Genomic DNA, 22,331 nt, shown 5'->3' on the forward strand with positions numbered 1-22,331 from the left:
CGTTCACCAAATTTGCAAATTCCGCTTACTGCACAACTCGGACATTGACGGCAGTCGCGGTAGTCATCGCTTTCTGAAGCTTGTTGCCATCAATTCTCGTAAGACTTCTGCGTTCACTCCCAATCTCGCAAAAAATCAAGGCGCCGTTGATCAACGATCCGGCGCCTTGTTTCCCTATAAATCCTTAGGTTTGCGAGTTGTGGGCGCTAATGACCTTGTTTATGGGCGCCAAAACCGCCGAAATGGGTTCGTATTGCCTGGCGGTTCACAACAACTTACTTAGGGCTTCACCCATCACATTTAGAATGTCCACAGCTTCGGCACGTCATGCAGCCTTCGATCATTACCATGTCAAACTGACCACACGAAGGGCACGCCTTACCGCGCGGCGCATCCATGTTGACGACCTGCGCCTGTGGGTCAGACTTCAGCCCCATTCCCTCGCCTTCCAGGAACCCGATCGCGACCATGTGCTGCTCAATTACACCGCCAATCGCCGCCAGGATTGAAGGAATGTATTTACCTTTGACCCAGGCACCACCGCGGGGATCGAATACCGCCTTAAGTTCCTCGACCACAAAAGACACGTCACCACCCCGCCGGAACACCGCCGAAATCATTCGGGTCAGAGCCAACGTCCAAGCGTAGTGCTCCATATTCTTCGAATTGATGAAAACTTCGAAGGGGCGACGGCGCCCTCCGATGACGATATCGTTGATGGTCAGATAGATCGCGTGTTCGCTATCAGGCCACTTCAGCTTATACGTGGAGCCTTCCAGCGATTGCGGGCGGTCGAGCGGTTCGGACATGTAAATAACTTCGCCGCCATCGACCTCATGCGGCGCTGCAGCGCTTTCACCCGGCGCAGTGTCCGCGGTTTCAGAAACGGTCAGCACCGACCCGGTCACATCGTTCGGGCGATAGGTCGTGCAGCCTTTGCAGCCCTGATCCCAAGCCTGCATATAGACACTCTTAAAGGCGTCAAAGCTGATATCCTCGGGGCAGTTGATGGTCTTGGAAATCGAACTGTCGATCCATTTCTGTGCTGCGGCTTGCATCTTGACGTGATCGGATGGAGACAGCGTCTGCGCATTGACGAAGTAGTCCGGCAAATTCTTTTCGCCGAACTTGTCCCGCCACAACTGAACAGCATAATCCATAACCTCTTCCTCGGTACGAGAACCGTCTTTCTGCAGTACCTTACGGGTATAGGCATAGGCAAAAACCGGCTCGATCCCCGAAGACACGTTACCCGCATAAAGCGAGATCGTTCCCGTCGGCGCAATCGAGGTCAGCAAGGCGTTGCGGATACCATGTTCGCGGATGGCTTCGCGCACATCGTCATCCATCTGCTGCATCGTGCCGCTGGTCAGGTATTTCTCGGCGTCGAACAAAGGGAACGCCCCTTTTTCCTTCGCCAGTTCGACTGAAGCCAGATACGCGGCGCGGGCGATTGCGTGCAACCAGCGCTCGGTCTGACGCGCCGCTTCGTCGGACCCATAACGCAGGCCCAGCATGAGTAGAGCATCCGCCAATCCGGTCACGCCCAGACCGATACGACGTTTAGCCTGCGCTTCGGAAGCCTGTTCCGGCAAAGGGAACTTGGATGCATCAACAACGTTGTCCATCATCCGAACGGCCGTGGCGACAAGCTCCTGCAGGGCTTCTTCATTCAAGTGCGCGGCGTCCTCGAATGGTTCGGCCACCAAGCGCGCCATGTTGATCGAACCCAGAAGGCACGCACCATAAGGCGGCAAAGGCTGCTCGCCGCACGGATTCGTGGCCGCGATGGTTTCGACATAGCTCAGGTTGTTGGCCTGGTTAATCCGGTCGATAAAGATCACGCCCGGCTCGGCGTAATCATAAGTGGCCTGCATGATCTTGTTCCACAGATCGCGCGCCTGAACGGTGTGATAGACTTTGCCGTCGAAGACCAGTTCCCACGAGCCGTCAGCTTTCACGGCTTCCATAAAAGGATCGGTCACCAGTACCGACATGTTGAACATACGCAGACGGGCCGGGTCGGACTTGGCAGTGATGAACTGTTCGATATCCGGATGGTCACAGCGCATGGTCGCCATCATCGCTCCACGGCGCGAGCCTGCGGACATGATTGTCCGACACATGGCATCCCAGACATCCATAAAGCTCAGCGGACCCGAAGCATCTGCCGCGACGCCCTTCACATCGGCCCCACGCGGGCGAATGGTTGAGAAGTCGTACCCGATACCCCCGCCCTGCTGCATGGTCAGCGCGGCTTCTTTCAACATGTCGAAAATACCGCCCATACTGTCTGGCACGGTGCCCATGACAAAGCAGTTGAACAAGGTGACTTGCCGAGCAGTGCCAGCGCCCGCTGTAATGCGCCCGGCGGGTAGGTATTTGAAATCCTCAAGCGCCTCGTAGAACTTTCCCTCCCAATGCGTCGGGTCTGTTTCGACCCGTGCCAGATCGCGGGCGATGCGCCGCCAACTGTCTTCAACCGTCTGATCAATGGGGGTGCCATCCGCCTGTTTGAAGCGGTATTTCATATCCCAGATCTGCTCGGCGATGGGGGCGGCAAAGCGGCTCATTGGTGATTCCTGTTAATCTAAGAGACATACAAGATAGACCAAATCCGCTATTGTTTGCCACTACTCTTTGATCTCAGCACGCGATGACCTACTATATGAGCCAGTGCTTGGGGGCGACTCTGTGGATAACTACGTAAATCTCATAAAACTTTCGGTCGGATCAGAGAGCGTCGACACGCTGATTGCCTGGCAGGATAGCCGCAAGCCGCTTTACGAAGATGGTTGTCCGCGTCATGTCACGCGCATGTGGCCCAAACGCGAAACCGAGATTTTGAACGGCGGATCAATCTATTGGGTCGTCAAAGGCGTGGTTCAATGTCGTCAGCGCATCCTGCGATTGGATGAGGTGATCGGAGAGGACGGTATCCGCCGTTGTGCTATTGTGCTCGACCCTGAGGTACATCGTACTCAGACCGCCCTGAAGCGCCCGTTTCAGGGATGGCGGTATCTCACGCCTGAAGACACCCCCGCAGACTTGCCCAAGAACCGCGAGCAGGACGACGCCCTGCCCGATGATCTGAACCAAGCGCTGGCAGAAATTGGCGTACTGTAGTTACCGCAACCGATTCAAAAATTCCGTTAGAACCGATTTTTCTGTCGTGCTGTATTTCGCAACCCGGCTACGCCACAACGTAGCCTGCGATTGCAGGATCAGCCCGTCCGACAGGATCTTCAGGTGGTTTGCCCGCAGGGTTTCACCAGTCGAAGTGATATCCGCAATCGCTTCGGCGGTTTCATTCATCACCGTGCCTTCGGTCGCACCCTGGCTGTCGACCAGAGTGTAATCGGCCACGCCTGCGTCGGTCAGGAATTCCCGAACCAGCCGGTGGTATTTGGTGGCAATCCGCATCCTGTGACCGTGGGTTTTGCGAAACGCAGCCGCGGCCGCATCCAGATCGTCCAGCGTATCAACATCGACCCAGCAGGCCGGTGCTGCAATGATCAGGTCTGCCCTGCCAAAACCAAGCTGCGAGATATCTTCAACCTGCTGTTCCCAGCGCGGCAGTTTCTCGTGAACCAGATCGATTCCGGTGACGCCCAGATGAATCCGTCCCGCCGCCAGTTCTCGCGGGATTTCCCCTGCTGACAGCAAGATCAGAGAGACGCCATCGATCCCTTCGACTTTGCCCGCATATTCCCGATCCGATCCGCTGCGTGACAGGACAATGCCGCGCTTTTCGAACCACGAAAAGGTCTTTTCCATCAACCGGCCCTTCGAGGGCACGCCCAGCTTCAGGTTCATACTGCGGCCTCCTCGATTTCCAGCATCAGGTCGGGGCGCAGTACGCCACCAACAGCGGGTATTTCGGCCCCATTGCCCAATTGCCGGGTCAGCGCGTCATATCGCCCGCCGGTGGCGACTGGAGGCAGGTCGGGGCGACCTTCCGCGTAAAAGCCAAAGACAAAACCGTCATAATACTCCATCGAGGTCCGGCCATAGGCGGCCTCGAAGTCCAACCTCTCTACGTCGACGCCGCGCGCTTGCAGTGCAGCTATTCGGTTTTCCAACCGGTCCAGAGCTGCCGTGATCTGCGGCAGATCCACTGCCACATCGCGCAGTTGTTCCAACGCAAAAGGCATGGTTTCGCGCACATTCAATAGCGTTTCCAGCCCGACCAATTCACTATCTGAAATTGGCGCTGTGTCACGATCTTCGCGCAGCGCCGTAATCCGCGCTTCAATTTCGGTTGCACGGCGCTTGCCGATCATCGGAACGTCTATCGCCAGCGGATCGGCGGCGTTCAGCAGCGCGTCGCGCCCTTCCAGAGTCGCCCTGCGCCCGGCAAACCGGTCGAGCAGAACACGGAACCGGCGCGGCCGCCACAAGTGCCGCATCAGAGCCGCCTTGCGCCGGTCTGTCGTGCGCAGCCCCTTGACAGCGGCAGTCAGGATACCGATATCCCCAGTCGCCGCGCGCAAAGGCAGCCCCCGCAACTGCAGTGCCATAAGCGAGAACACTTCTGCATCCGCCCCGGCAGGGTCATCCCGGTCAAAGACCTCATATCCCACCTGAATATATTCGTTGGCGCGATCCGGGTCATGCTCTTGACGGCGAAACACCTCACCGGAATAGGTATAGCGCGCAGGCTCAGCACCTTCATTCATGTGCATCTGCACGACAGGCAGAGTGAAATCCGGGCGCAGCATCTGCTCGCCCCGCAGCGCGTCCGAGGTCACATAGGCCCGCGCGCGAATATCCTCGCCATAGAGGTCCAGCAGTGTTCCGGCCGGTTGCAGCAGAGGTGTGTCGACCACCTGCGCGCCCGCCGCTTCGAACCGGACCCGCATCATCGCGGCGCGGGCCTGTATCTGAGAACGATTGGGCATGAGTCAGTCCTGACTGTCCAGAATTTCGCGCACCTTGGCGATCAGTTCACCGCGTGACACTTCGAACTGGCTGGGTCGTTCCTTCCATTCCTCCAGCGTGGCGCTTTCGGCGATCTTCGCGCCAAGGATCAGGTCCTTGATCTGCACGATACCGCTGGCCTTCTCGTCACCACCCTCGATCACTGCAATCGGAGAATTCCGCTTGTCCGCATATTTCAGCTGATTGCCGAAGTTCTTCGGGTTGCCCAGATAGACCTCGGCCCGGATACCCGCGTTGCGCAGTTCCGCGACCATCGCCTGATAATCGGCCATCCGATCTCGATCCATGACGGTGACGACCACGGGACCGGTTGCCCGCGCGGTGATCCGGCCCTTTTCGCGCAGGGCTGCCAGCAGGCGGTCGACGCCAATTGAGATACCTGTCGCAGGCACTTCCTGTCCGGTGAAGCGTTTGACCAGATCGTCATAACGTCCACCGCCCGAGACAGAGCCGAACTGCCGCTTGCGGCCCTTTTCGTCGAAAATCTCGAATGTCAGTTCCGCCTCATAGACCGGACCGGTGTAGTAGCCGAGGCCACGCACGACCGAAGGATCAATCTCGATCCGGTCCGCGCCGTAGCCGCCCGCATCCAGCAGAGTGCCGATCTGCTCCAGTTCAGCGATGCCATCCGCGCCGATCTTGCTGTCGCCCACAGCGGCGCGCAGGTTGGCTAGCGTGCCAGCGGTGTTGGGGGCTTTCGAGGTCAGGAAGGCCATCACCGGCTCGGCCTGATCGTTGCTGAGGCCCACGCCGTCGATGAACGCACCAGAAGCGTCCAGACGACCCTCGGTCAGCAGTTCGCGCACGCCCTGCTCACCCACCTTGTCGAACTTGTCGATGGTACGCAGAACGTTGTCGCGGGCTGCGGCATCCTCACCCAGACCCATCGCTTCAAGCACGCCATTCAGAACCTTGCGGTTGTTCACGCGCACCAGATAGTCGCCGCGCGGGATGCCAACGGTCTCAAGCGTATCGGACAGCATCGCGCAGATCTCGGCATCCGCAGCCATCGAGGCCGTCCCAGCCGTATCCGCATCACACTGATAGAACTGGCGATACCGCCCCGGCCCCGGCTTTTCGTTGCGCCAGACCGGACCCATCGCATAGCGGCGATAAGGCGTCGGCAAATCGTTGCGGTGTTGCGCGTAGACCCGAGCCAAAGGTGCGGTCAGGTCATAGCGCAGGGCCATCCAATCGCCCTTGTCGTTCTCGTCGACTTCCTGCCACGCAAATACGCCTTCGTTCGGGCGATCCACGTCGGGCAGAAACTTGCCCAGTGCCTCGACCGTCTCGACCGCGCTGCTTTCCAAGGCGTCGAACCCGTAACGATGATAAACGCCCGCAATCGTCCGCAGCATCTCGGTGCGCTGCGTGACTTCCTCGCCGAAATAGTCACGGAACCCTTTCGGCGTTACGGCCTTGGGGCGGGGCTGTTTCTTGGGCTTGGCCATGTGGGGCGTCCTTGGGAGTGTCCTTGTTCCGCGCGCGGTCTATCCCATGGCCCGCATCGGGGCAAGGCGGGGTTTCTCTGGCCATGGCGGCACAGGGTCGCTATGACCGTCGCAAGACAGGAGTTTCCAATGCAGCATCTGGAAGAAAAGATTGCCCATTTGACCCGCACGGTCGAAGAGCTGAACACAGTTGTTACCAAACAACAGTCCGAAATCGACCGGCTGACCCGCCGGATCGAGATGCTGCTGCAGCGCGAGGCAGAACGCGCGCAGGAAGGATCAGGTGGCGTTGTCTTTGGCGACGAACGGCCCCCGCATTACTGAGGCTTTAGAGCCCCAACGTGGACTTCACCGCATTGTCCACGACGCCAGCCAACAGGGCATTTTCATCCCCGGTACAACCTTCTTTCAAGGCAGCCAGAAAAGTTTCGCGCAGAGCAGCTTTTTCCTCGTCCGAACTGGTATGGGCTTCGATGTCGACCTGGCGGTTATACAGCGACAGGGCTGTCATCTTCCCGACAACGTCCAAAATATACTCGTTGTTCCCATCAGCTTCTTCGATGACTGAAGTGCAGGTGTGATACATAAGCGGCAGTGCGTCCTGCATCATTTGTTCAGCCTCCTCGTCGGCAAAAGCCAATCCGGGGTTTGTGAGCATGACAGCGGCGGCTATTATTATAAACGGATTCATACGCATCTCGGTGCTCCTCCCTTCATTTGGAATTCGCGCCAATCAGCGCACCAGCCACAGCCCCTGCGGCGGCACCTTTGCCGTCGCCGATCAAGGCACCAACACCGGCACCGATGACAGCGCCTTTTATCGTGTTCTCTTTTTTCTTGTCATCCGCCAGACCGGCCGAGGCTGAGACCAAAGCCATCGCTGCCGCCGCTCCAAATGCGATTTTTCTGAACTTAAGACCCGCTATCGTCATATCAATGTCCTCCCATGGCATGACCTAAAGACATCTCTGTCAGTTCAGCCTAACGAGGGGTTAACTGTCTGGCAACAAAGCGGTGTCAGATCTCTTCAACGGTCATCACCCCTTCCAGAGATTTGATCGCGCCCTTGATCTGCGGGTTGATTGGGAATTCACGTCCCAGATCCATTTCAACATCGCCCGGCAGGCTCGGGTCCAACAACATCAACTGGATTGGCCCCCGCGCTGCGCCTTTAGCAGCGGAGGTGGCGTCTTCCAGTACCTTGGCAACAGTTGGAAGCGCCTCAGCATGATCCACAAATATGCGCAATCCTGTCGCACCGGCTTCGGCCACAAGGGAATCCGCAGGCCCAACTGAACGGCCCAGCAACTTGAGCTGATCGGCCTCCATCGTTGCCTCGGCAGTCAGAACCACCTGCGCCCCGGTTTCCAGAAAATCGCGGCATTTCTCCAGCGTGTCCGAGAACAGGGTGATCTCATAAGCTCCGGTTGGGTCAGAAAGCTGGGCGAAAGCAAAGCGGTTGCCGCGCGCCGATTTTCGCTCCTGCCGTCCGGCGACGACCCCGGCCATCTTTGCAATAAGCGGACCCGAGCGCGCCTTTTCCATCACTTCGTCCAGCGTCATCACCTGCTTGCGCTTCAAAGCGGGCATATAATCATCCAGCGGGTGGCCGGATAGATAGAACCCAATGGCCTTGAACTCCTCGCTTAACCGCTCGGCAGGCAGCCAATCCGGCGTTGGTGACAGGCGCGGTTCAGGCAAGTCATCACCGGCCTCACCAAACAGCGACACCTGGCTGGAGTTTTTCTGTTCGTGGATCGCAGCCGAATATTGCACCAGAGAATCGAGGCTTTCGAACACACGACGGCGGTTCTTGTCGAGTTCATCAAAGGCACCGGCCCGCGCCAGCATTTCCAACGGGCGTTTTCCGACTTTCTTCAAATCGACCCGGCGGGCGAAATCGAACAGGTTCACGAAAGGCTTGTCGGCGCGTTCCTCGACCACAAGGTTCATCGCCTCGACACCCACATTCTTGAGCGCACCCAGCGCGTAGACCAGATGCCCGTCGATCACATCGAAAGTCGCCTGCGAGCGATTCACGCAGGGCGGCACATACGGCAGCTCCAGCCCTTTGCGGACCTCTTCGAAATAGACGGCCAGCTTGTCGGTCAGGTGGATATCGCAGTTCATGACGCCTGCCATGAACTCGACCGGGTGGTTGGCTTTCAGCCAGGCGGTCTGATAGCTGACCACCGCATAGGCGGCGGCGTGGGATTTGTTGAAGCCGTAGTTGGCGAACTTGTCCAACAGGTTCCACACCTCGGTCGCCTTGGCCTCGTCCACGTCGTTCTCGGCCGCACCTTTGAGGAATTTGGGCCGTTCCGCGTCCATCGCCTCCTGGATTTTCTTACCCATCGCACGGCGCAGCAGGTCCGCGCCGCCAAGGCTGTATCCCGCCATTTCCTGAGCGATCTGCATCACCTGTTCCTGGTAGACGATGATGCCTTGGGTCTCGTCCAGTATATGGTCGATAGACGGGTGCAGCGTATCCCGTTCGCTTAGCTTGTTCTTGACTTCGCAGAACTTAGGGATGTTCTCCATCGGGCCGGGACGGTAGAGCGCGACGAGGGCGATGATATCTTCTATACAATCCGGCTTCATCCGCTTGAGCGCGTCCATCATGCCCGAGGATTCCACCTGGAAAACCGCCACCGTCTTGGCCGCTGAATAGAGCTTATAGGTCGCCTCGTCATCCAACGGGATGGCGTTGATCTGGTTCTCGGCCCCCTCTGCAGGTTCATAGAGCTCCGTGCCATCGGCTGCGATGTGCAACGGACGGTCGGATTTGAAGATCAGATCCATAGCGTTCTGGATCACAGTCAGGGTTTTCAGGCCCAGAAAGTCGAACTTCACCAGCCCGGCCTGCTCCACCCATTTCATGTTGAACTGGGTTGCGGGCATGTCGGACCGCGGGTCCTGATACAGTGGCACCAGCGCGTCCAGAGGCCGGTCGCCAATCACTACGCCTGCCGCGTGGGTCGAGGCGTTCCGCAGCAGCCCTTCGACCTGCTGGCCGTAGGTGAGCAGACGGTCGACGACCTCTTCGTTTCGGGCCTCTTCGCGCAGGCGCGGTTCGTCTTTCAGCGCCTTCTCGATGGAGACCGGTTTGACGCCTTCAACCGGGATCATTTTGGACAGGCGATCCACCTGCCCGTAGGGCATTTGTAGCACCCGCCCGATATCGCGCACCGCTGCTTTCGACAGCAGGGCACCGAATGTGATGATCTGCCCCACCTTGTCGCGACCATACTTTTGCTGCACGTACCGTATCACCTCTTCCCGGCGATCCATGCAGAAGTCGATATCGAAGTCTGGCATCGAGACCCGTTCGGGGTTCAGAAACCGTTCGAACAGCAGGGAATAACGCAGCGGGTCAAGGTCGGTGATCGTCAGCGCGTAAGCAACCAGCGAGCCCGCGCCCGAGCCCCGCCCCGGCCCAACCGGAATATCCTGATCCTTGGACCATTGGATAAAGTCGGCAACGATCAGGAAGTAGCCCGGGAACCCCATACCTTCGATGATGCCCAGCTCGAAATCCAGCCGTTCCTGATATTCCTCGGGCGTCACCGCATGCGGGATCACAGCCAGACGTTTCTGCAGACCTTCATTGGCAATGCGGCGAAGTTCGGCGACCTCGTCATCGGCAAATTTCGGCAGGATCGGGTCGCGGCGATAGGCCATGAAGGCGCAGCGTTTGGCAATCTCGACGGTATTCTCGATGGCTTCGGGCAGGTCAGCAAATAGGGTTGCCATCTCCTGCTGTGACTTGAAATAGTGCTGCGCAGTCAGGCGGCGGCGACCGTCTTGTTGGTCGACATAAGCCCCTTCGGAAATACAGATCAGCGCGTCGTGCGCCTCGTACATATCTGAGGTCGGGAAATAGACATCGTTGGTGGCGACCAATGGCAGGTTCCTGGCATAGGCCATCTCGACATGACCGCGCTCGGTCAGGCGTTCCGATTCGGGTTGACCGGCCTCGCCGGGATGGCGCTGCAGTTCAATGTACAGACGGTCCGGGAACATCGCGGCCAGCCGATCCACCAAGACCTCGGCCGCCGGGCGTTGTCCCTGTTGCAACAGCAATCCAACTGGCCCGTCCGGCCCGCCAGACAGGCAGATCAGCCCATCTGAACGCTCTGCCAACTCGTTCAAAGTGACCTGTGGCAGTTGCCCGCCCTTGTCTACATAAAGGCAGGAACTGAGCTTCATCAGGTTCTCGTACCCCACCTCGGACTGCGCCAGCAGCAGAAGCGGCGCGGGCGCTTTTGGCTTTTCACCGGGCTGGGCCTGCACATAGGTCAAATCAACCTGACAGCCCATGATAGGCTGCACGCCGGCCCCGCTGGCCGTTACAGAAAACTCCAGCGCCGAAAACATGGAATTGGTGTCCGTTACGGCAACGGCGGGCATCTCCATCTTTTCACAAAGGCCCGGCAGCTTTTTCAGCCGCACGGCGCCTTCCAGCAGGGAATATTCGGTGTGAACGCGGAGGTGAATGAATCGGGGATGACTGCTCATGTGCCGCAGGCTACCCTAGCCAAGAGGCGCGCAAAAGCCGGAACCTGTGCCGTTGTTTGGAAAAATAATCAGCTTCGATTATTCGGATTTTCCAGAAGGTGTTTCGGAAAGCTGCACCGTATCTGATCAAAAAACAATTTAATTTCAAACAATTGAAGCTTAAACAGGGTGTGCAATTCCACGCCGATTGGTTGAAATGATACATCATGCAGGCAGTTTTTCTTGCCAGATCACACATGCTGTTTCTAACATCCATTGGCAAGCTAATCGCCCGCTCCTCTTTCTACGTCGCATCGAAGGAGGGCATCACCAGGGCGCAACCGGGTAAGGCGACGGGTTTCTCGTATGAATATCACGTTTCTTCTGAACGGAGAGACAGTGGAGCTGGCGGACATCGATCCGACAGCGACTTTGCTGGATTGGCTGCGAGAGGATCGCGGCCTTACCGGAACCAAAGAAGGCTGCAACGAGGGCGATTGCGGAGCCTGCACCGTCATGGTGACGGACGAAGAGGGTCACAAGGCGCTGAATTCCTGCATTCTGTTCTTGCCTCAGCTGCATGGCAAAGCCGTGCGTACTGTCGAGGGAGCCAGCAGCCCGGATGGCGAAACCCACCCAGTTCAACAAACGATGGTGGACCTGCATGGATCACAATGTGGTTTCTGCACACCCGGATTCATAATGTCGATGCTGGCCGGTCACACGAATGGCGCGACGGACCATGACACTCAACTTGCCGGCAACCTTTGCCGCTGCACCGGCTATGCGCCGATCATTCGCGCTGCCGAAGCTGCAGAAGGACAGCCTGTTCCAGTTTGGGTGAAGGACAAACCGGTAGTGGTACCGGCCGCCCCTCCCTCGTTGCCGGGTTCGTCCGATGAACTGGCGAAAGTCTATGCTGAAAACCCCGATGCCACTCTGGTCGCGGGGGCAACGGATGTCGGTCTTTGGGTCACGAAACAGTTGCGTGATCTGGACCCCGTGATTTTCCTCAACCGATGTGACGATCTGAAAAAGATCACGGTCACCGACAACGAAATCCGCTTTGGCGCCATGGTCGACATGAACCGTATGGGCGAGGCGCTGGCCGACTTGCACCCGTCTTACGCCGAAATGATCCGCCGCTATGCCAGCGTTCAGGTGCGCCATGCGGCCACTGTCGGAGGCAATATCGCCAACGGCTCTCCTATCGGAGACAACCCGCCCGCGCTGATCGCACTGAACGCCACTCTGCACTTGCGCAATGGCGATGAACGGCGATCAATCCCGCTGGAAGAATTTTTCATCGACTACGGCAAACAGGACCGGGTTCCGGGTGAGTTTGTCGAAGCCGTCAGCTTCCCGCGTCAGGCAGATCGCCTGAAGACGTACAAGCTCAGCAAGCGGTTCGACCAGGATATCTCGGCCGTCTGCGGGTGTTTCAACATAACCGTCTCGGACGGCAGCGTCACACAAGCGCGCATCGCGTTTGGTGGCATGTCCGGTATTCCGAAGCGGGCAACCAATGTCGAGTCCGCGTTGATCGGCAAATCGTGGACGCGCGAGACGATTGACGCCGCGCTTCCTGCCTTTGCTGACGATTACGCACCACTCACGGACATGCGCGCCTCGGCCACCTATCGTCTGGAGACGGCCAAAGCGATGCTGGAACGCTATTTCCTCGAAGACCAGGGTGAGATCACCAACGTGCTGGAGGTGTCAGCATGAGCGTAACCAAACCCCTCCCACACGATGCGGCCCCGCTGCATGTGTCCGGCTCAGCACGGTATGTGGATGACATCCCGACGCCCAAGGGCACGCTGCATCTGGCATTTGGCCTCAGCCCGATCGCAAAGGGCAAGATCACCGCGATGGACTTATCGGATGTGAAGGCCGCCGAAGGTGTCGTGATGGTGATGACGGCCGAGAATCTGCCTTTCGCCAATGACGTCTCACCCTCGATCCATGATGAGCCATTACTCTCAGACGGCACGGTTCACTATATCGGCCAGCCCGTGTTTCTAGTTGTTGCAACCAGCCATTTGGCCGCCCGCAAGGCCACCCGTCTGGGCAAGATCGACTATGTCGAAGACACACCAATCCTGACGGTCGAAGAGGCGATTGCCGCTGACAGCCGGTTCGAGGACGGACCGCGCATATACGCCAAAGGTGATGCGGACGCCGCCATCGCAGGCGCGGCGCACGTCATCGAAGGCACGTTTGAGCTTGGCGGACAAGAGCATTTCTATCTAGAAGGCCAGGCCGCTTTGGCCGTGCCGAATGAGGGCGCGGACATGCTGGTGCATTCCTCGACCCAGCACCCGACCGAGATTCAGCATAAGGTGGCGGATGCCCTGGGCGTTCCCATGCATGCCGTCCGGGTCGAGACCCGCCGGATGGGCGGTGGCTTTGGCGGAAAGGAAAGTCAGGGCAATGCTTTGGCCGTAGCCTGTGCCGTGGCCGCGCGAGCAACCGGCAAGGCCTGCAAGATGCGTTATGACCGCGACGATGACATGATCATCACCGGCAAGCGCCATGCCTTCCGAATTTCCTACAAGGCCGGGTTCGATGAGAATGGCCACATTCAGGGCGTGTCTTTCCTCCACTATGCGATCTGCGGCTGGGCACAGGACCTGTCCCTGCCCGTCGCCGACCGCGCAATGCTGCATTCGGACAATGCCTATCTGCTGCCCAATGCGCGGATCGAAAGCCACCGATTGAAAACCAACACTCAATCCGCCACCGCTTATCGCGGATTCGGAGGCCCTCAGGGCATGGTTGGCATCGAGCGCGTGATGGACCACGCCGCGCATGCGCTAGGGCTGGATCCCGTCGAACTGCGCCGCCGCAACTATTACGAACCGGCGCATAAGATTGCCGAGACCGAACCGGCGGAGAAACCGCTGAGTCATCCCGATCCGCATGAAGACCTGACCAGCCGTGGCGCTGTTGAGATGGGTGATGCGCCCGTGCGCTCTCTGCCTGCAGGCGGCAACACCACGCCTTACGGCATGGAGGTCAGCGATTTCGAACTACACGGTATGACCGAGGCGCTGCTGAAATCCAGCGACTATGCCGCGCGCAAGGCCGCGATTCAGAAGTGGAACGCCGAGAACAGCGTGATCAAGAAGGGCATCGCCTTCTCTCCGGTCAAGTTCGGCATTTCTTTCACGCTGACGCATCTCAATCAGGCGGGTGCTTTGGTGCATGTGTATCAGGACGGCTCGGTCCACCTGAACCACGGTGGCACCGAGATGGGCCAGGGCCTGTTCCAGAAGTTAGCACAAGTGGCCGCCTCACGCTTTGGCATCCCATTGAATATGGTGAAGATCACCGCGACCGATACTGCAAAGGTTCCGAATACCTCGGCCACGGCGGCATCTTCGGGCAGTGATCTGAATGGCATGGCCGTGAAAGCCGCCTGCGACACGATCCGCGACCGGATGGCCGACTATCTGGCCGAGCGGCATCAGGCTGATCCGTCGACGGTCATTTTCACGGATGGCCACGTCGCGGTCGGTGCAGAACGGTACACTTTCGCCGAAGCTGCGGCTTTGGCCTATCAGGGGCGTATCAGCCTGTCGGCCACAGGCTTCTATAAAACACCAAAGATCGAATGGGACCGGATCGCGGGACGTGGTCGCCCGTTCTTCTACTTCGCCTATGGCGCTTCGGTTACCGAGGTCGCGGTCGATATATTGACAGGTGAGAACCGCATTCTGCGCACGGATATCCTGCATGACGCAGGCGCATCGCTGAACCCGGCGCTGGACATAGGTCAGGTCGAAGGTGGGTACGTTCAAGGCGCAGGCTGGCTGACCACCGAGGAACTGGTCTGGGACGGCAAGGGCAATCTGCGCACGCATGCGCCCTCGACCTACAAAATCCCCGCCTGCTCGGACCGGCCCGACATTTTCAACGTCGCGCTTTGGGATGGCGAGAACCGCGAGGACACGATCTATCGCTCAAAAGCGGTGGGCGAGCCGCCGTTCATGCTGGGTATCTCTGCCTGGCTGGCCTTGTCGAACGCGGTCGCGGCCTGCGGGGACAGCTATCCGGCGCTGGATGCGCCCGCCACAGCCGAAGAGGTCTGGCGCGGTGTCCAAAAGATGAAGGGAGACATCTGATGGGATTTGACCTGGAGGCTTTGAGGGAGGCGGTCAAAACCCACGGGCGTGTGGTCCGGGTGGTCATCGCCGGGATCAAGGGATCGTCGCCGCGCGAAGTGGGCGCTGCGATGCTGGTCTGGCCAGAAAAAAACGGCTTCGGGCAAAGCGGCACTATCGGCGGCGGCACACTGGAATATCAGGCGGCGCAGGCGGCGCGGTCGCAAACCGCCCCTGCACGTCTGACCCATCACGCGCTTGGCCCCGATATGGGTCAGTGCTGCGGTGGTGCGGTATCTCTGCTGAGTGAGGTCTATGACCTCGATGCCGTGACTGCGCTGGACGACCGGGTGATCGCGCGTTCGACAACAGATGGGGATATGCCCTTGTCGGTCAAGCGCCTGCTGGCTGCAGCACGCGGTCAGGGCATCGCGCCGGACCCGCAGATGGTCGATGGCTGGGTGGTGGAACCAGTACACAAACCCTCGCGCGACCTCTGGATCTGGGGTGCGGGCCATGTGGGCCGCGCGCTGGTGGATGTGCTGTCGCCCCTGCCCGATCTGACCATCACATGGGTCGATACCGGCCCCGAGCGGTTTCCGCGGGATGTCCCGGCAGGCGTTACAGTTGTTCCTACGGCAAAACCGGCTGAACTGGTCTGCCACGCGCCGCGCGGTGCGGAACATCTGGTGCTGACATATTCACACAATCTGGACCTAGAACTGTGCAACCGGCTGCTTTCGCACGATTTCCGCTTTGCGGGGCTGATTGGCTCGGCTACGAAATGGGCGCGATTCCGGTCGCGGCTGGCAGCCCTTGGGCATTCGCCCGAACGGATCAGCCGGATCACCTGCCCGATCGGGGACCCGTCCCTGGGCAAACACCCGCAGATGATCGCCGTCGGCGTTGCAGCTGAGCTGCTGCGCCCGGCCCAACAGAATGAGTTGAAAAAGGACCTGAGCGCGTGACTACTCCATTGTTGAGCCTGCAAGGGTTGACCAAAGCCTATCCCGGTGTTGTGGCCAATGATCAGGTGTCCTTTGACATCGGTGAAGGCGAAGTTCACGCGCTGTTGGGTGAGAATGGTGCCGGGAAATCGACGCTGGTGAAGATGATCTATGGCCTCGTGAAGCCCGACAGCGGCACAATGCTGCTGCGCGGTCAACCATTCGCGCCGCCCGAACCGCGCGCGGCGCGTGGCGACGGGATCGCGATGGTGTTCCAGCATTTCTCGCTGTTCGACGCGCTGAATGTGGCCGAGAACATTGCCTTGGGGATGGAAAACCCGCCCCCGATGGGTGATCTGGCCTCGCGCATCCGCGAAGTGTCCGAGACCTACGGCCTGCCGCTGGACCCCTATCGGACCGTCGGCGACCTGTCCGCAGGTGAGCGGCAGCGGGTCGAGATCATACGCTGCCTGCTGCAGGACCCCAAGCTGCTGATCATGGACGAGCCGACCAGCGTACTGACACCGCAGGAGGTGGAGATCCTGTTCGAGACGCTGAACAAATTACGATCCGAGGGCACCTCGATCCTCTATATCTCGCACAAGCTGGAGGAAATTCGCACCCTGTGCGACCACGCCACGATCCTGCGTCTGGGCAAAAATGTGGGCGAATGCGTACCCTCTGAGACTTCGGCCCGCGACATGGCTGAAATGATGGTGGGATCGACGTTGCAGACACCGGAGCGTTCCGGGCGAGAGTTTGGTAAAGTGGCGCTGGATGTCAGCGGTCTGTCGGTGCCTTCGCCGTCAGAATTCGGCACAGCTTTACGCAATGTGCATTTGACCGTCCGCGAGGGCGAGGTTCTGGGCATCGGCGGCGTCGCAGGTAACGGTCAGGATGAATTGTTGGGGATATTGTCCGGCGAAATCCTGACAACTGCTGATGCGGTCAAATTCAACGGCCAGGCGATTGGCAATCTGGGCCCTACCCCACGACGCAAGCTTGGCGTGTTGACCGCCCCCGAAGAACGGCTTGGCCATGCAGCGGCTCCGAACATGAGTCTGACCGAAAACGCCCTGTTGACCGGGTCAGTTCGCGAGGGTCTGGAAAGCAACGGCTTTCTGAAATGGGCCGAAACCAAGAGCTTTGCCGAAAAGATCATCGAGATTTTCGACGTCCGGACACCGGGCCCGGAAAACGCGGCGCGGTCCTTGTCCGGCGGTAATTTGCAGAAATTCGTAATCGGACGTGAGGTGCTTCAGAACCCTGCGGTGTTGGTGGTGAACCAACCGACATGGGGCGTGGATGCCGCTGCAGCTGCTGCGATCCGGCAAGCCATTCTTGATCTGGCAGCCAAGGGAACGGCCGTTGTGTGCATTTCCCAGGATTTGGATGAGTTGATGGAAATTTCGGACAGCTTCGCTGCGCTGAACGAAGGCCGCCTGAGTGCACCACGTCCGACTACAGGTCTGACAGTGGATGAAATCGGGTTGATGATGGGCGGCGCCCACGGAATGGAGGTGGCGCATGTGTGATCTTTTGGGCCGCCTTCGGCGAGAGTACTTGCGAAAAGATGAAGAAATCAGGGGAATGAGCTGATGATTGTGTTGGAGAAACGTCCTCAGCCCTCCAAGGTCTGGTCTTATGCAACTCCTCTGGTCGCGGTATTGGCGACGATGTTTTTTGGCGGAGTGTTGTTCGCCATTCTGGGCAAGAACCCGGTTGAGGCCATCGGCACCATCTTCTGGGAACCGCTGTTTGGCGAATTCTCGTTTTACTATCGTCCGCAGCTTTTGGTTAAAGGCGCGCCTCTGGTGCTGATTGCCATCGGCCTTTCGTTAGGCTTTCGGGCCGGTATCTGGAATATTGGTGCCGAGGGGCAGTACATCATGGGTGCCATTTTTGGCGCAGGTGCCGGCCTGGCGTTCTACCCGCTTGAAGGTTGGTACATTTTCCCGATCATGGTTCTCGCCGGTGCGTTCGGCGGGTGGTTATGGGCGATGATCCCGGCTTTTTTGAAAGTGCGTTTTGGCACTAACGAAATCCTTGTGTCATTGATGCTGGTATATGTGGCCGAGCAGATGCTGGCTTCAGTCTCGCTGGGTCTGCTGAAAAATCCCGAGGGGTTTGGCTTTCCCGGATCACGTAACCTGCAATCCTATGAAAGCGCACATAATGCCGAGTTGATTGCCGGTTCCGGTATGCACTGGGGCGTTGTCGCGGCTTTCATCGCGGTGATCTTTGCCTATGTGCTGCTCAACCGACATATGCTAGGGTTCCATATCCGACTGACAGGTGAAGCCCCCCGTGCGGCCAAGTTCGCCGGTGTGAACCCTGCCCGGCTGATTTTATTCTGTCTCGGCCTGGCCGGAGCTTTGGCCGGGCTTGCCGGAATGTTCGAAGTGTCCGGTCCCGCAGGTGTCGTCAGCATCGACTTCAACGTCGGATATGGATTCACAGCCATTATCGTGGCCTTTCTGGGCCGCCTGCATCCGGTGGGCATTCTGCTGGCCGGGTTCCTGATGGCGCTGACTTATATCGGTGGCGAAATCGCCCAATCGCAACTGGGTCTGCCCGCCGCTGCGATACAGGTGTTTCAGGGCATGCTGCTGTTCTTCCTGCTGGCCTTCGACCTTCTGACAAACTTCCGCATACGTGCGGCCCGTAACGAGGTGGCGTGACCCATGGATCTTGGTGAAATCAATCCCGTACTTCTGGTCGCCTCACTGATGGTGGCTGCGACCCCGCTACTGCTGGCCGCGATCGGAGAACTGGTCGTCGAAAAGGCGGGTGTTCTGAACCTGGGCGTCGAGGGGATGATGATCGTGGGCGCAATCAGCGGCTTTGCGATCTCGGTCGAGACCGGCTCGCCCTGGCTGGGCTTTATTGCCGCCGCCATTGGCGGGGCCGTGCTGTCGCTGCTTTTTGTTCTGCTGACCCAGTTTGCGTTAGCAAATCAAGTTGCCAGTGGTCTGGCGCTGACCTTGTTCGGTCTTGGGTTCAGCGCGCTGATGGGACAAGGCTATGTGGGGATCAAACCCCCCAGCATGGGCGACATCCATATCCCGGTAATCAGCGATATTCCGGTGATCGGCCCGATCCTGTTCCAGCATGATCCGATCCTGTACCTGGGAATTGCGCTGACCGCATTGGTCTGGGCGGTGCTGAAATACACTCGGGTCGGTCTGATCCTCCGGGCGGTCGGTGAAAACCACGATGCCGCGCACGCGCTTGGCTACAAGGTGATCAAGATCCGCATTCTGGCGATCATGTTCGGCGGCGCTTGTGCCGGTCTGGGCGGTGCCTACATCAGCCTGATCCGCGTACCGCAGTGGACCGAAGGCATGACCGCCGGAGTCGGCTGGATTGCATTGGCCCTGGTTGTCTTTGCAAGCTGGAAGCCATGGCGGGTCTTGCTGGGTGCATATTTGTTTGGCGGCATTACAGTGTTGCAGCTTAATTTGCAGGCGGCAGGCGTTGCCATTCCCGTCGAGTATCTGGCAATGTCCCCCTATATCATCACGATCCTTGTGCTTGTGATCCTTTCGGCCGACAAGAGCAGCGCACCTGCCTCGCTGGGCCGGACCTTCCATGCCTCGCACTAGGGGCCAATTAAACCAACTTGGGGAGTAACACATGAAATTCACATCACTTCTGACGAGTGCCGCAATGGTGCTGGGTCTGGCCACTGCGGCCGTAGCCGAAGACAAGACCAAAGTCGGTTTCGTTTATGTCGGCCCTGTAGGCGATGGCGGCTGGACCTATGAACACGACAAGGGTCGCCTGGCCGTCGAAGCAGAGTTCGGCGACAAGGTTGAAACTGTATTCGTTGAATCTGTTCCGGAAGGCCCGGACGCCGAGCGTGTGATGACCCAGATGGCGCTGGAAGGCGCAGATCTGATCTTCACCACCTCGTTTGGTTACATGGACCCTACCATTAATGTGGCCAAGAAATTCCCGAACGTGAAATTCGAGCACGCGACCGGCTACAAAACTGCCGACAACGTCTCGGTCTATTCGGCCCGTTTCTACGAAGGCCGCGCTGTTCAGGGCCACATCGCTGGCAAAATGACCAAGTCCAATACCATCGGCTATATCGGATCTTACCCGATCCCCGAAGTGATCCGTGGCATCAACTCGGCCTACATCCACGCCAAGAAGGTGAACCCGGATGTCGAGTTCAAGATCGTCTGGGCTTACACTTGGTTCGACCCGGCGAAAGAGGCTGACGCTGCCACCGTTCTGATTGAACAGGGCGCGGATGTGATCCTGCAGCACACCGACTCGACTGCGCCGCAGGCAGCTGCGCAAGAAGCGGGCAACGTGATCACCTTTGGTCAGGCCTCGGACATGAGCGAATACGCTCCGATGCCACGCGTCAGCTCGATCATTGACAACTGGGCGCCCTACTATATCGCGCGTACGCAGGCCGTCATGGATGGCTCATGGGAAACCGTGAACACTTGGGACGGCATCGCGCAGGGGATGGTTGAGATCGGCGAAATTTCCGACGCGGTTCCCGCTGACGTGAAAGAAGAAGCTCTGGCGATGAAAGCGGCCATGGCCGCGGGTGACTATCACCCCTTCACCGGCCCGCTGAAGAAACAAGACGGCAGCGACTGGCTGGCCGAAGGCGAAGTGGCCGATGACGGCACGCTGGCTGGCATGAACTTCTATGTCGAAGGACTGGAAGGCGAAATTCCGCAATAAGCGGCGTTGTCAAAAGATGACAAAGGCCCGCATAAGATTTGCGGGCCTTTTCTATGTTGTCCGCGCCGATGTCAGACATCATCAGAACCTAACTGGTCAACATAGGTGACGGTCGCTTTTCCTATAGGTCAATTAAGCCCTGCCCTGCGTCCGCCATCCGACAAGGCTGAAGCAGGCAAATAAAACTGCAGCGACGCACACAATCGAAGGTCCTGCCGGTGTATCAAACACGTAGGCAGCTCTTAGCCCGGCGATAGCGGAAAATGTTCCAATTCCTGCCGCAATCAACGCCATGGATTCCGGCGACCGCGCCAAGTTCCGCGCGGCTGCTGCCGGGATGATCAGCATCGCGGCAATCAGCAATACCCCCACGACCTTGATGGCGACAGCGACGGTTACGGCAAGAGACAGCGTCAGAACCAGCTGCTCTCGCTTGGGATCAAAGCCACTGGCGTAGGCCAGTTCCTCATTCAGTGTTGCGGTCAACAACTGAGACCATCGCCAGGCAATCAGTGCCACAACCAGCACTGCGCCGCCCCAGATCACAACCAGATCCGAACGCGACACTGCCAGGATATCCCCAAACAGATACGCCATCAGATCGATGCGTACACCGGACAGAAACGAGACTGCGACCAGACCGAACGCCAGCGCGGAATGCGCCATGACCCCCAGCAAGGTGTCCATGGCGTAGCCTCGACCTGCTAGTAGAGTCACAGTCAACGCCATAATCAGTGCAACGGCCAGCGCGCCTGTGAAGATCGACATCTGAAAAGTCAGGGACAGCGCCACGCCCAGAATTGCAGCATGTGCGGTTGCGTCACCAAAATAGGCCATACGGCGCCACACCACGAAACACCCAAGAGGGGCAGCCGCAAAAGCCACGCCAATACCGGCGAGCGTTGCCCGCGTCATAAAATCGTCAAGCATTTTTATTCCGCCGCTTCCTTCGGGTTCACATCATGGTCGTGGTCGTGGTGGTGGTCATGTTCATGCCGGTAAAGGGCAAGCGCACCACCTGTGCCCGTTCCGAACAAAGCCCGGTACTCCGGGGCCGAGGCGACCACCGCTGGCGACCCCTCGCAGCAGACATGCCCATTGAGACATATCACCCGGTCCGAAGCGCTCATGACCACGTGCAATTCGTGGCTTATCATCAAGATTGCGCATCCGGTTTCGCGCCGCACTGCTTCGATTTGCTGGTAGAAACCTGCAGACCCGCGCTGGTCCAACCCTTGGGTCGCTTCGTCCAGCAACAAGACGTCAGGTTGGTTGATCAGCGCCCGCGCCAGCAACACCCGCTGAAACTGCCCGCCCGACAATTGCGACATCTGGCGCTTCAACAGATCCGGGACGCCCGCCGTTTCAAGCGCCTCGACGCATTGGCGGCGTGAAACGCGGTCCGTCAGGCGCATGAACCTCTCGACCGAGATTGGCAACGTGGGATCGACATGCAATTTCTGTGGCACGTATCCGATCTTCAAACCCGGTTTCAGAGCCACTTGCCCTACACTTGGCTTGGTCGCACCAATGATCGCGCGTAGCAGGCTGGTTTTACCCGAACCGTTCGGTCCGACGATGGTGACGATCTCACCAGGTTCGACAACCATATCCACATGACGCAGAACAGTATTTGCACCATAGCGCACACTAAGATTCTCGACAGAGACGAGTGTCAT

Annotated in this window: 18 protein-coding genes; 9 read left to right on the plus strand and 9 right to left on the minus strand. The window is 58.6% G+C overall.

What is annotated here, in order from left to right:
- Positions 1-287: 287 nt before the first annotated feature.
- Entirely contained in the window at positions 288-2,573 is a 2,286-nt protein-coding gene (locus Q0816_RS20835; protein ID WP_298854258.1) for an adenosylcobalamin-dependent ribonucleoside-diphosphate reductase, read from the minus strand.
- A gap of 121 nt (positions 2,574-2,694) precedes the next feature.
- On the opposite strand from Q0816_RS20835, the gene Q0816_RS20840 reads away from it, so the two are divergent.
- Complete coding sequence (locus Q0816_RS20840; protein WP_298854259.1) at positions 2,695-3,126, plus strand: DUF1489 domain-containing protein; 432 nt, start codon at positions 2,695-2,697, stop codon at positions 3,124-3,126.
- On the opposite strand, the gene hisG is transcribed toward Q0816_RS20840, so the two are convergent.
- Genes hisG through hisS form a run of 3 tightly spaced genes read right to left on the minus strand, consistent with a single transcriptional unit; the run spans position 3,127 to position 6,392 of the window.
- Positions 3,127-3,816: an ATP phosphoribosyltransferase gene (gene hisG / locus Q0816_RS20845; RefSeq protein ID WP_298854263.1), complete on the minus strand. Its 690-nt coding sequence runs from the start codon at positions 3,814-3,816 to the stop codon at positions 3,127-3,129. It lies immediately after the preceding gene.
- The gene (locus Q0816_RS20850; protein ID WP_298854264.1) at positions 3,813-4,901 is read right to left on the minus strand and encodes an ATP phosphoribosyltransferase regulatory subunit; all 1,089 of its coding nucleotides are present in this window, start codon (positions 4,899-4,901) and stop codon (positions 3,813-3,815) included. The genes hisG and Q0816_RS20850 overlap by 4 nt, the downstream gene beginning before the upstream one ends.
- Before the next feature lie 3 nt (positions 4,902-4,904).
- Entirely contained in the window at positions 4,905-6,392 is a 1,488-nt protein-coding gene (gene hisS, locus Q0816_RS20855; protein WP_298854265.1) for a histidine--tRNA ligase, read from the minus strand.
- Between the two features lie 129 nt (positions 6,393-6,521).
- Between hisS and Q0816_RS20860 the strand changes: the two genes are divergently transcribed.
- A complete protein-coding gene (locus Q0816_RS20860; protein ID WP_298854266.1) occupies positions 6,522-6,716 on the plus strand; it encodes a SlyX family protein in 195 nt (64 codons plus the stop codon).
- Between the two features lie 4 nt (positions 6,717-6,720).
- On the opposite strand, the gene Q0816_RS20865 is transcribed toward Q0816_RS20860, so the two are convergent.
- From Q0816_RS20865 to dnaE, 3 genes are all read right to left on the minus strand, one after another.
- Positions 6,721-7,089 carry a hypothetical protein gene (locus Q0816_RS20865; protein ID WP_298854267.1) on the minus strand — a complete coding sequence of 123 codons (369 nt, stop codon included), beginning with the start codon at positions 7,087-7,089 and terminating at the stop codon, positions 6,721-6,723.
- Between the two features lie 16 nt (positions 7,090-7,105).
- Positions 7,106-7,324 (minus strand): hypothetical protein, encoded by a 219-nt coding sequence (locus Q0816_RS20870; protein ID WP_298854268.1) that lies wholly within the window; start codon positions 7,322-7,324, stop codon positions 7,106-7,108.
- A gap of 85 nt (positions 7,325-7,409) precedes the next feature.
- Complete coding sequence (gene dnaE / locus Q0816_RS20875) at positions 7,410-10,910, minus strand: DNA polymerase III subunit alpha (protein WP_298854269.1); 3,501 nt, start codon at positions 10,908-10,910, stop codon at positions 7,410-7,412.
- Between the two features lie 345 nt (positions 10,911-11,255).
- Between dnaE and xdhA the strand changes: the two genes are divergently transcribed.
- The 7 genes from xdhA (at position 11,256) to Q0816_RS20910 (ending at position 20,652) form a co-directional block, all read left to right on the plus strand.
- Positions 11,256-12,617 carry a xanthine dehydrogenase small subunit gene (xdhA, locus tag Q0816_RS20880; RefSeq protein WP_298854270.1) on the plus strand — a complete coding sequence of 454 codons (1,362 nt, stop codon included), beginning with the start codon at positions 11,256-11,258 and terminating at the stop codon, positions 12,615-12,617.
- On the plus strand, positions 12,614-15,016 hold the full coding sequence (gene xdhB, locus Q0816_RS20885; protein WP_298854271.1) for a xanthine dehydrogenase molybdopterin binding subunit: 2,403 nt from the start codon (positions 12,614-12,616) through the stop codon (positions 15,014-15,016). The genes xdhA and xdhB overlap by 4 nt, the downstream gene beginning before the upstream one ends.
- Entirely contained in the window at positions 15,016-15,963 is a 948-nt protein-coding gene (gene xdhC, locus Q0816_RS20890) for a xanthine dehydrogenase accessory protein XdhC (protein ID WP_298854272.1), read from the plus strand. The genes xdhB and xdhC overlap by 1 nt, the downstream gene beginning before the upstream one ends.
- Positions 15,960-17,477, plus strand: a complete 1,518-nt coding sequence (locus tag Q0816_RS20895; RefSeq protein ID WP_298854273.1) for an ABC transporter ATP-binding protein — start codon at positions 15,960-15,962, stop codon at positions 17,475-17,477. The genes xdhC and Q0816_RS20895 overlap by 4 nt, the downstream gene beginning before the upstream one ends.
- A gap of 63 nt (positions 17,478-17,540) precedes the next feature.
- On the plus strand, positions 17,541-18,623 hold the full coding sequence (locus tag Q0816_RS20900) for an ABC transporter permease (protein ID WP_298854275.1): 1,083 nt from the start codon (positions 17,541-17,543) through the stop codon (positions 18,621-18,623).
- A gap of 3 nt (positions 18,624-18,626) precedes the next feature.
- Positions 18,627-19,547: an ABC transporter permease gene (locus Q0816_RS20905; protein ID WP_298854277.1), complete on the plus strand. Its 921-nt coding sequence runs from the start codon at positions 18,627-18,629 to the stop codon at positions 19,545-19,547.
- A 31-nt stretch (positions 19,548-19,578) separates the two neighbouring features.
- A complete protein-coding gene (locus tag Q0816_RS20910; RefSeq protein WP_298854279.1) occupies positions 19,579-20,652 on the plus strand; it encodes a BMP family ABC transporter substrate-binding protein in 1,074 nt (357 codons plus the stop codon).
- A gap of 132 nt (positions 20,653-20,784) precedes the next feature.
- Here Q0816_RS20910 and Q0816_RS20915 read toward each other — a convergent pair whose 3' ends face one another.
- Both Q0816_RS20915 and Q0816_RS20920 read right to left on the minus strand, forming a co-directional pair.
- Positions 20,785-21,582, minus strand: coding sequence for a metal ABC transporter permease (locus Q0816_RS20915; RefSeq protein ID WP_298854280.1), 798 nt, complete (start codon positions 21,580-21,582; stop codon positions 20,785-20,787).
- A gap of 2 nt (positions 21,583-21,584) precedes the next feature.
- Positions 21,585-22,331 carry a metal ABC transporter ATP-binding protein gene (locus tag Q0816_RS20920; protein WP_298854281.1) on the minus strand — a complete coding sequence of 249 codons (747 nt, stop codon included), beginning with the start codon at positions 22,329-22,331 and terminating at the stop codon, positions 21,585-21,587.

This window comes from uncultured Ruegeria sp., from assembly GCF_947497005.1.
In the GTDB taxonomy this organism is placed as follows: domain Bacteria; phylum Pseudomonadota; class Alphaproteobacteria; order Rhodobacterales; family Rhodobacteraceae; genus Ruegeria.

Bases quoted from the DNA above. Each gene is read 5' to 3' on its own strand.
- Q0816_RS20835 (WP_298854258.1), bottom strand. From the start codon at position 2,573: ATGAGCCGCTTTGCCGCCCCCATCGCCGAGCAGATCTGGGATATGAAA.
- hisG (WP_298854263.1), bottom strand. From the start codon at position 3,816: ATGAACCTGAAGCTGGGCGTGCCCTCGAAGGGCCGGTTGATGGAAAAG.
- Q0816_RS20850 (WP_298854264.1), bottom strand. From the start codon at position 4,901: ATGCCCAATCGTTCTCAGATACAGGCCCGCGCCGCGATGATGCGGGTC.
- hisS (WP_298854265.1), bottom strand. From the start codon at position 6,392: ATGGCCAAGCCCAAGAAACAGCCCCGCCCCAAGGCCGTAACGCCGAAA.
- Q0816_RS20860 (WP_298854266.1), top strand. From the start codon at position 6,522: ATGCAGCATCTGGAAGAAAAGATTGCCCATTTGACCCGCACGGTCGAA.
- Q0816_RS20865 (WP_298854267.1), bottom strand. From the start codon at position 7,089: ATGCGTATGAATCCGTTTATAATAATAGCCGCCGCTGTCATGCTCACA.
- Q0816_RS20870 (WP_298854268.1), bottom strand. From the start codon at position 7,324: ATGACGATAGCGGGTCTTAAGTTCAGAAAAATCGCATTTGGAGCGGCG.
- dnaE (WP_298854269.1), bottom strand. From the start codon at position 10,910: ATGAGCAGTCATCCCCGATTCATTCACCTCCGCGTTCACACCGAATAT.
- xdhA (WP_298854270.1), top strand. From the start codon at position 11,256: ATGAATATCACGTTTCTTCTGAACGGAGAGACAGTGGAGCTGGCGGAC.
- xdhB (WP_298854271.1), top strand. From the start codon at position 12,614: ATGAGCGTAACCAAACCCCTCCCACACGATGCGGCCCCGCTGCATGTG.
- xdhC (WP_298854272.1), top strand. From the start codon at position 15,016: ATGGGATTTGACCTGGAGGCTTTGAGGGAGGCGGTCAAAACCCACGGG.
- Q0816_RS20900 (WP_298854275.1), top strand. From the start codon at position 17,541: ATGATTGTGTTGGAGAAACGTCCTCAGCCCTCCAAGGTCTGGTCTTAT.
- Q0816_RS20905 (WP_298854277.1), top strand. From the start codon at position 18,627: ATGGATCTTGGTGAAATCAATCCCGTACTTCTGGTCGCCTCACTGATG.
- Q0816_RS20910 (WP_298854279.1), top strand. From the start codon at position 19,579: ATGAAATTCACATCACTTCTGACGAGTGCCGCAATGGTGCTGGGTCTG.
- Q0816_RS20915 (WP_298854280.1), bottom strand. From the start codon at position 21,582: ATGCTTGACGATTTTATGACGCGGGCAACGCTCGCCGGTATTGGCGTG.
- Q0816_RS20920 (WP_298854281.1), bottom strand. From the start codon at position 22,331: ATGACACTCGTCTCTGTCGAGAATCTTAGTGTGCGCTATGGTGCAAAT.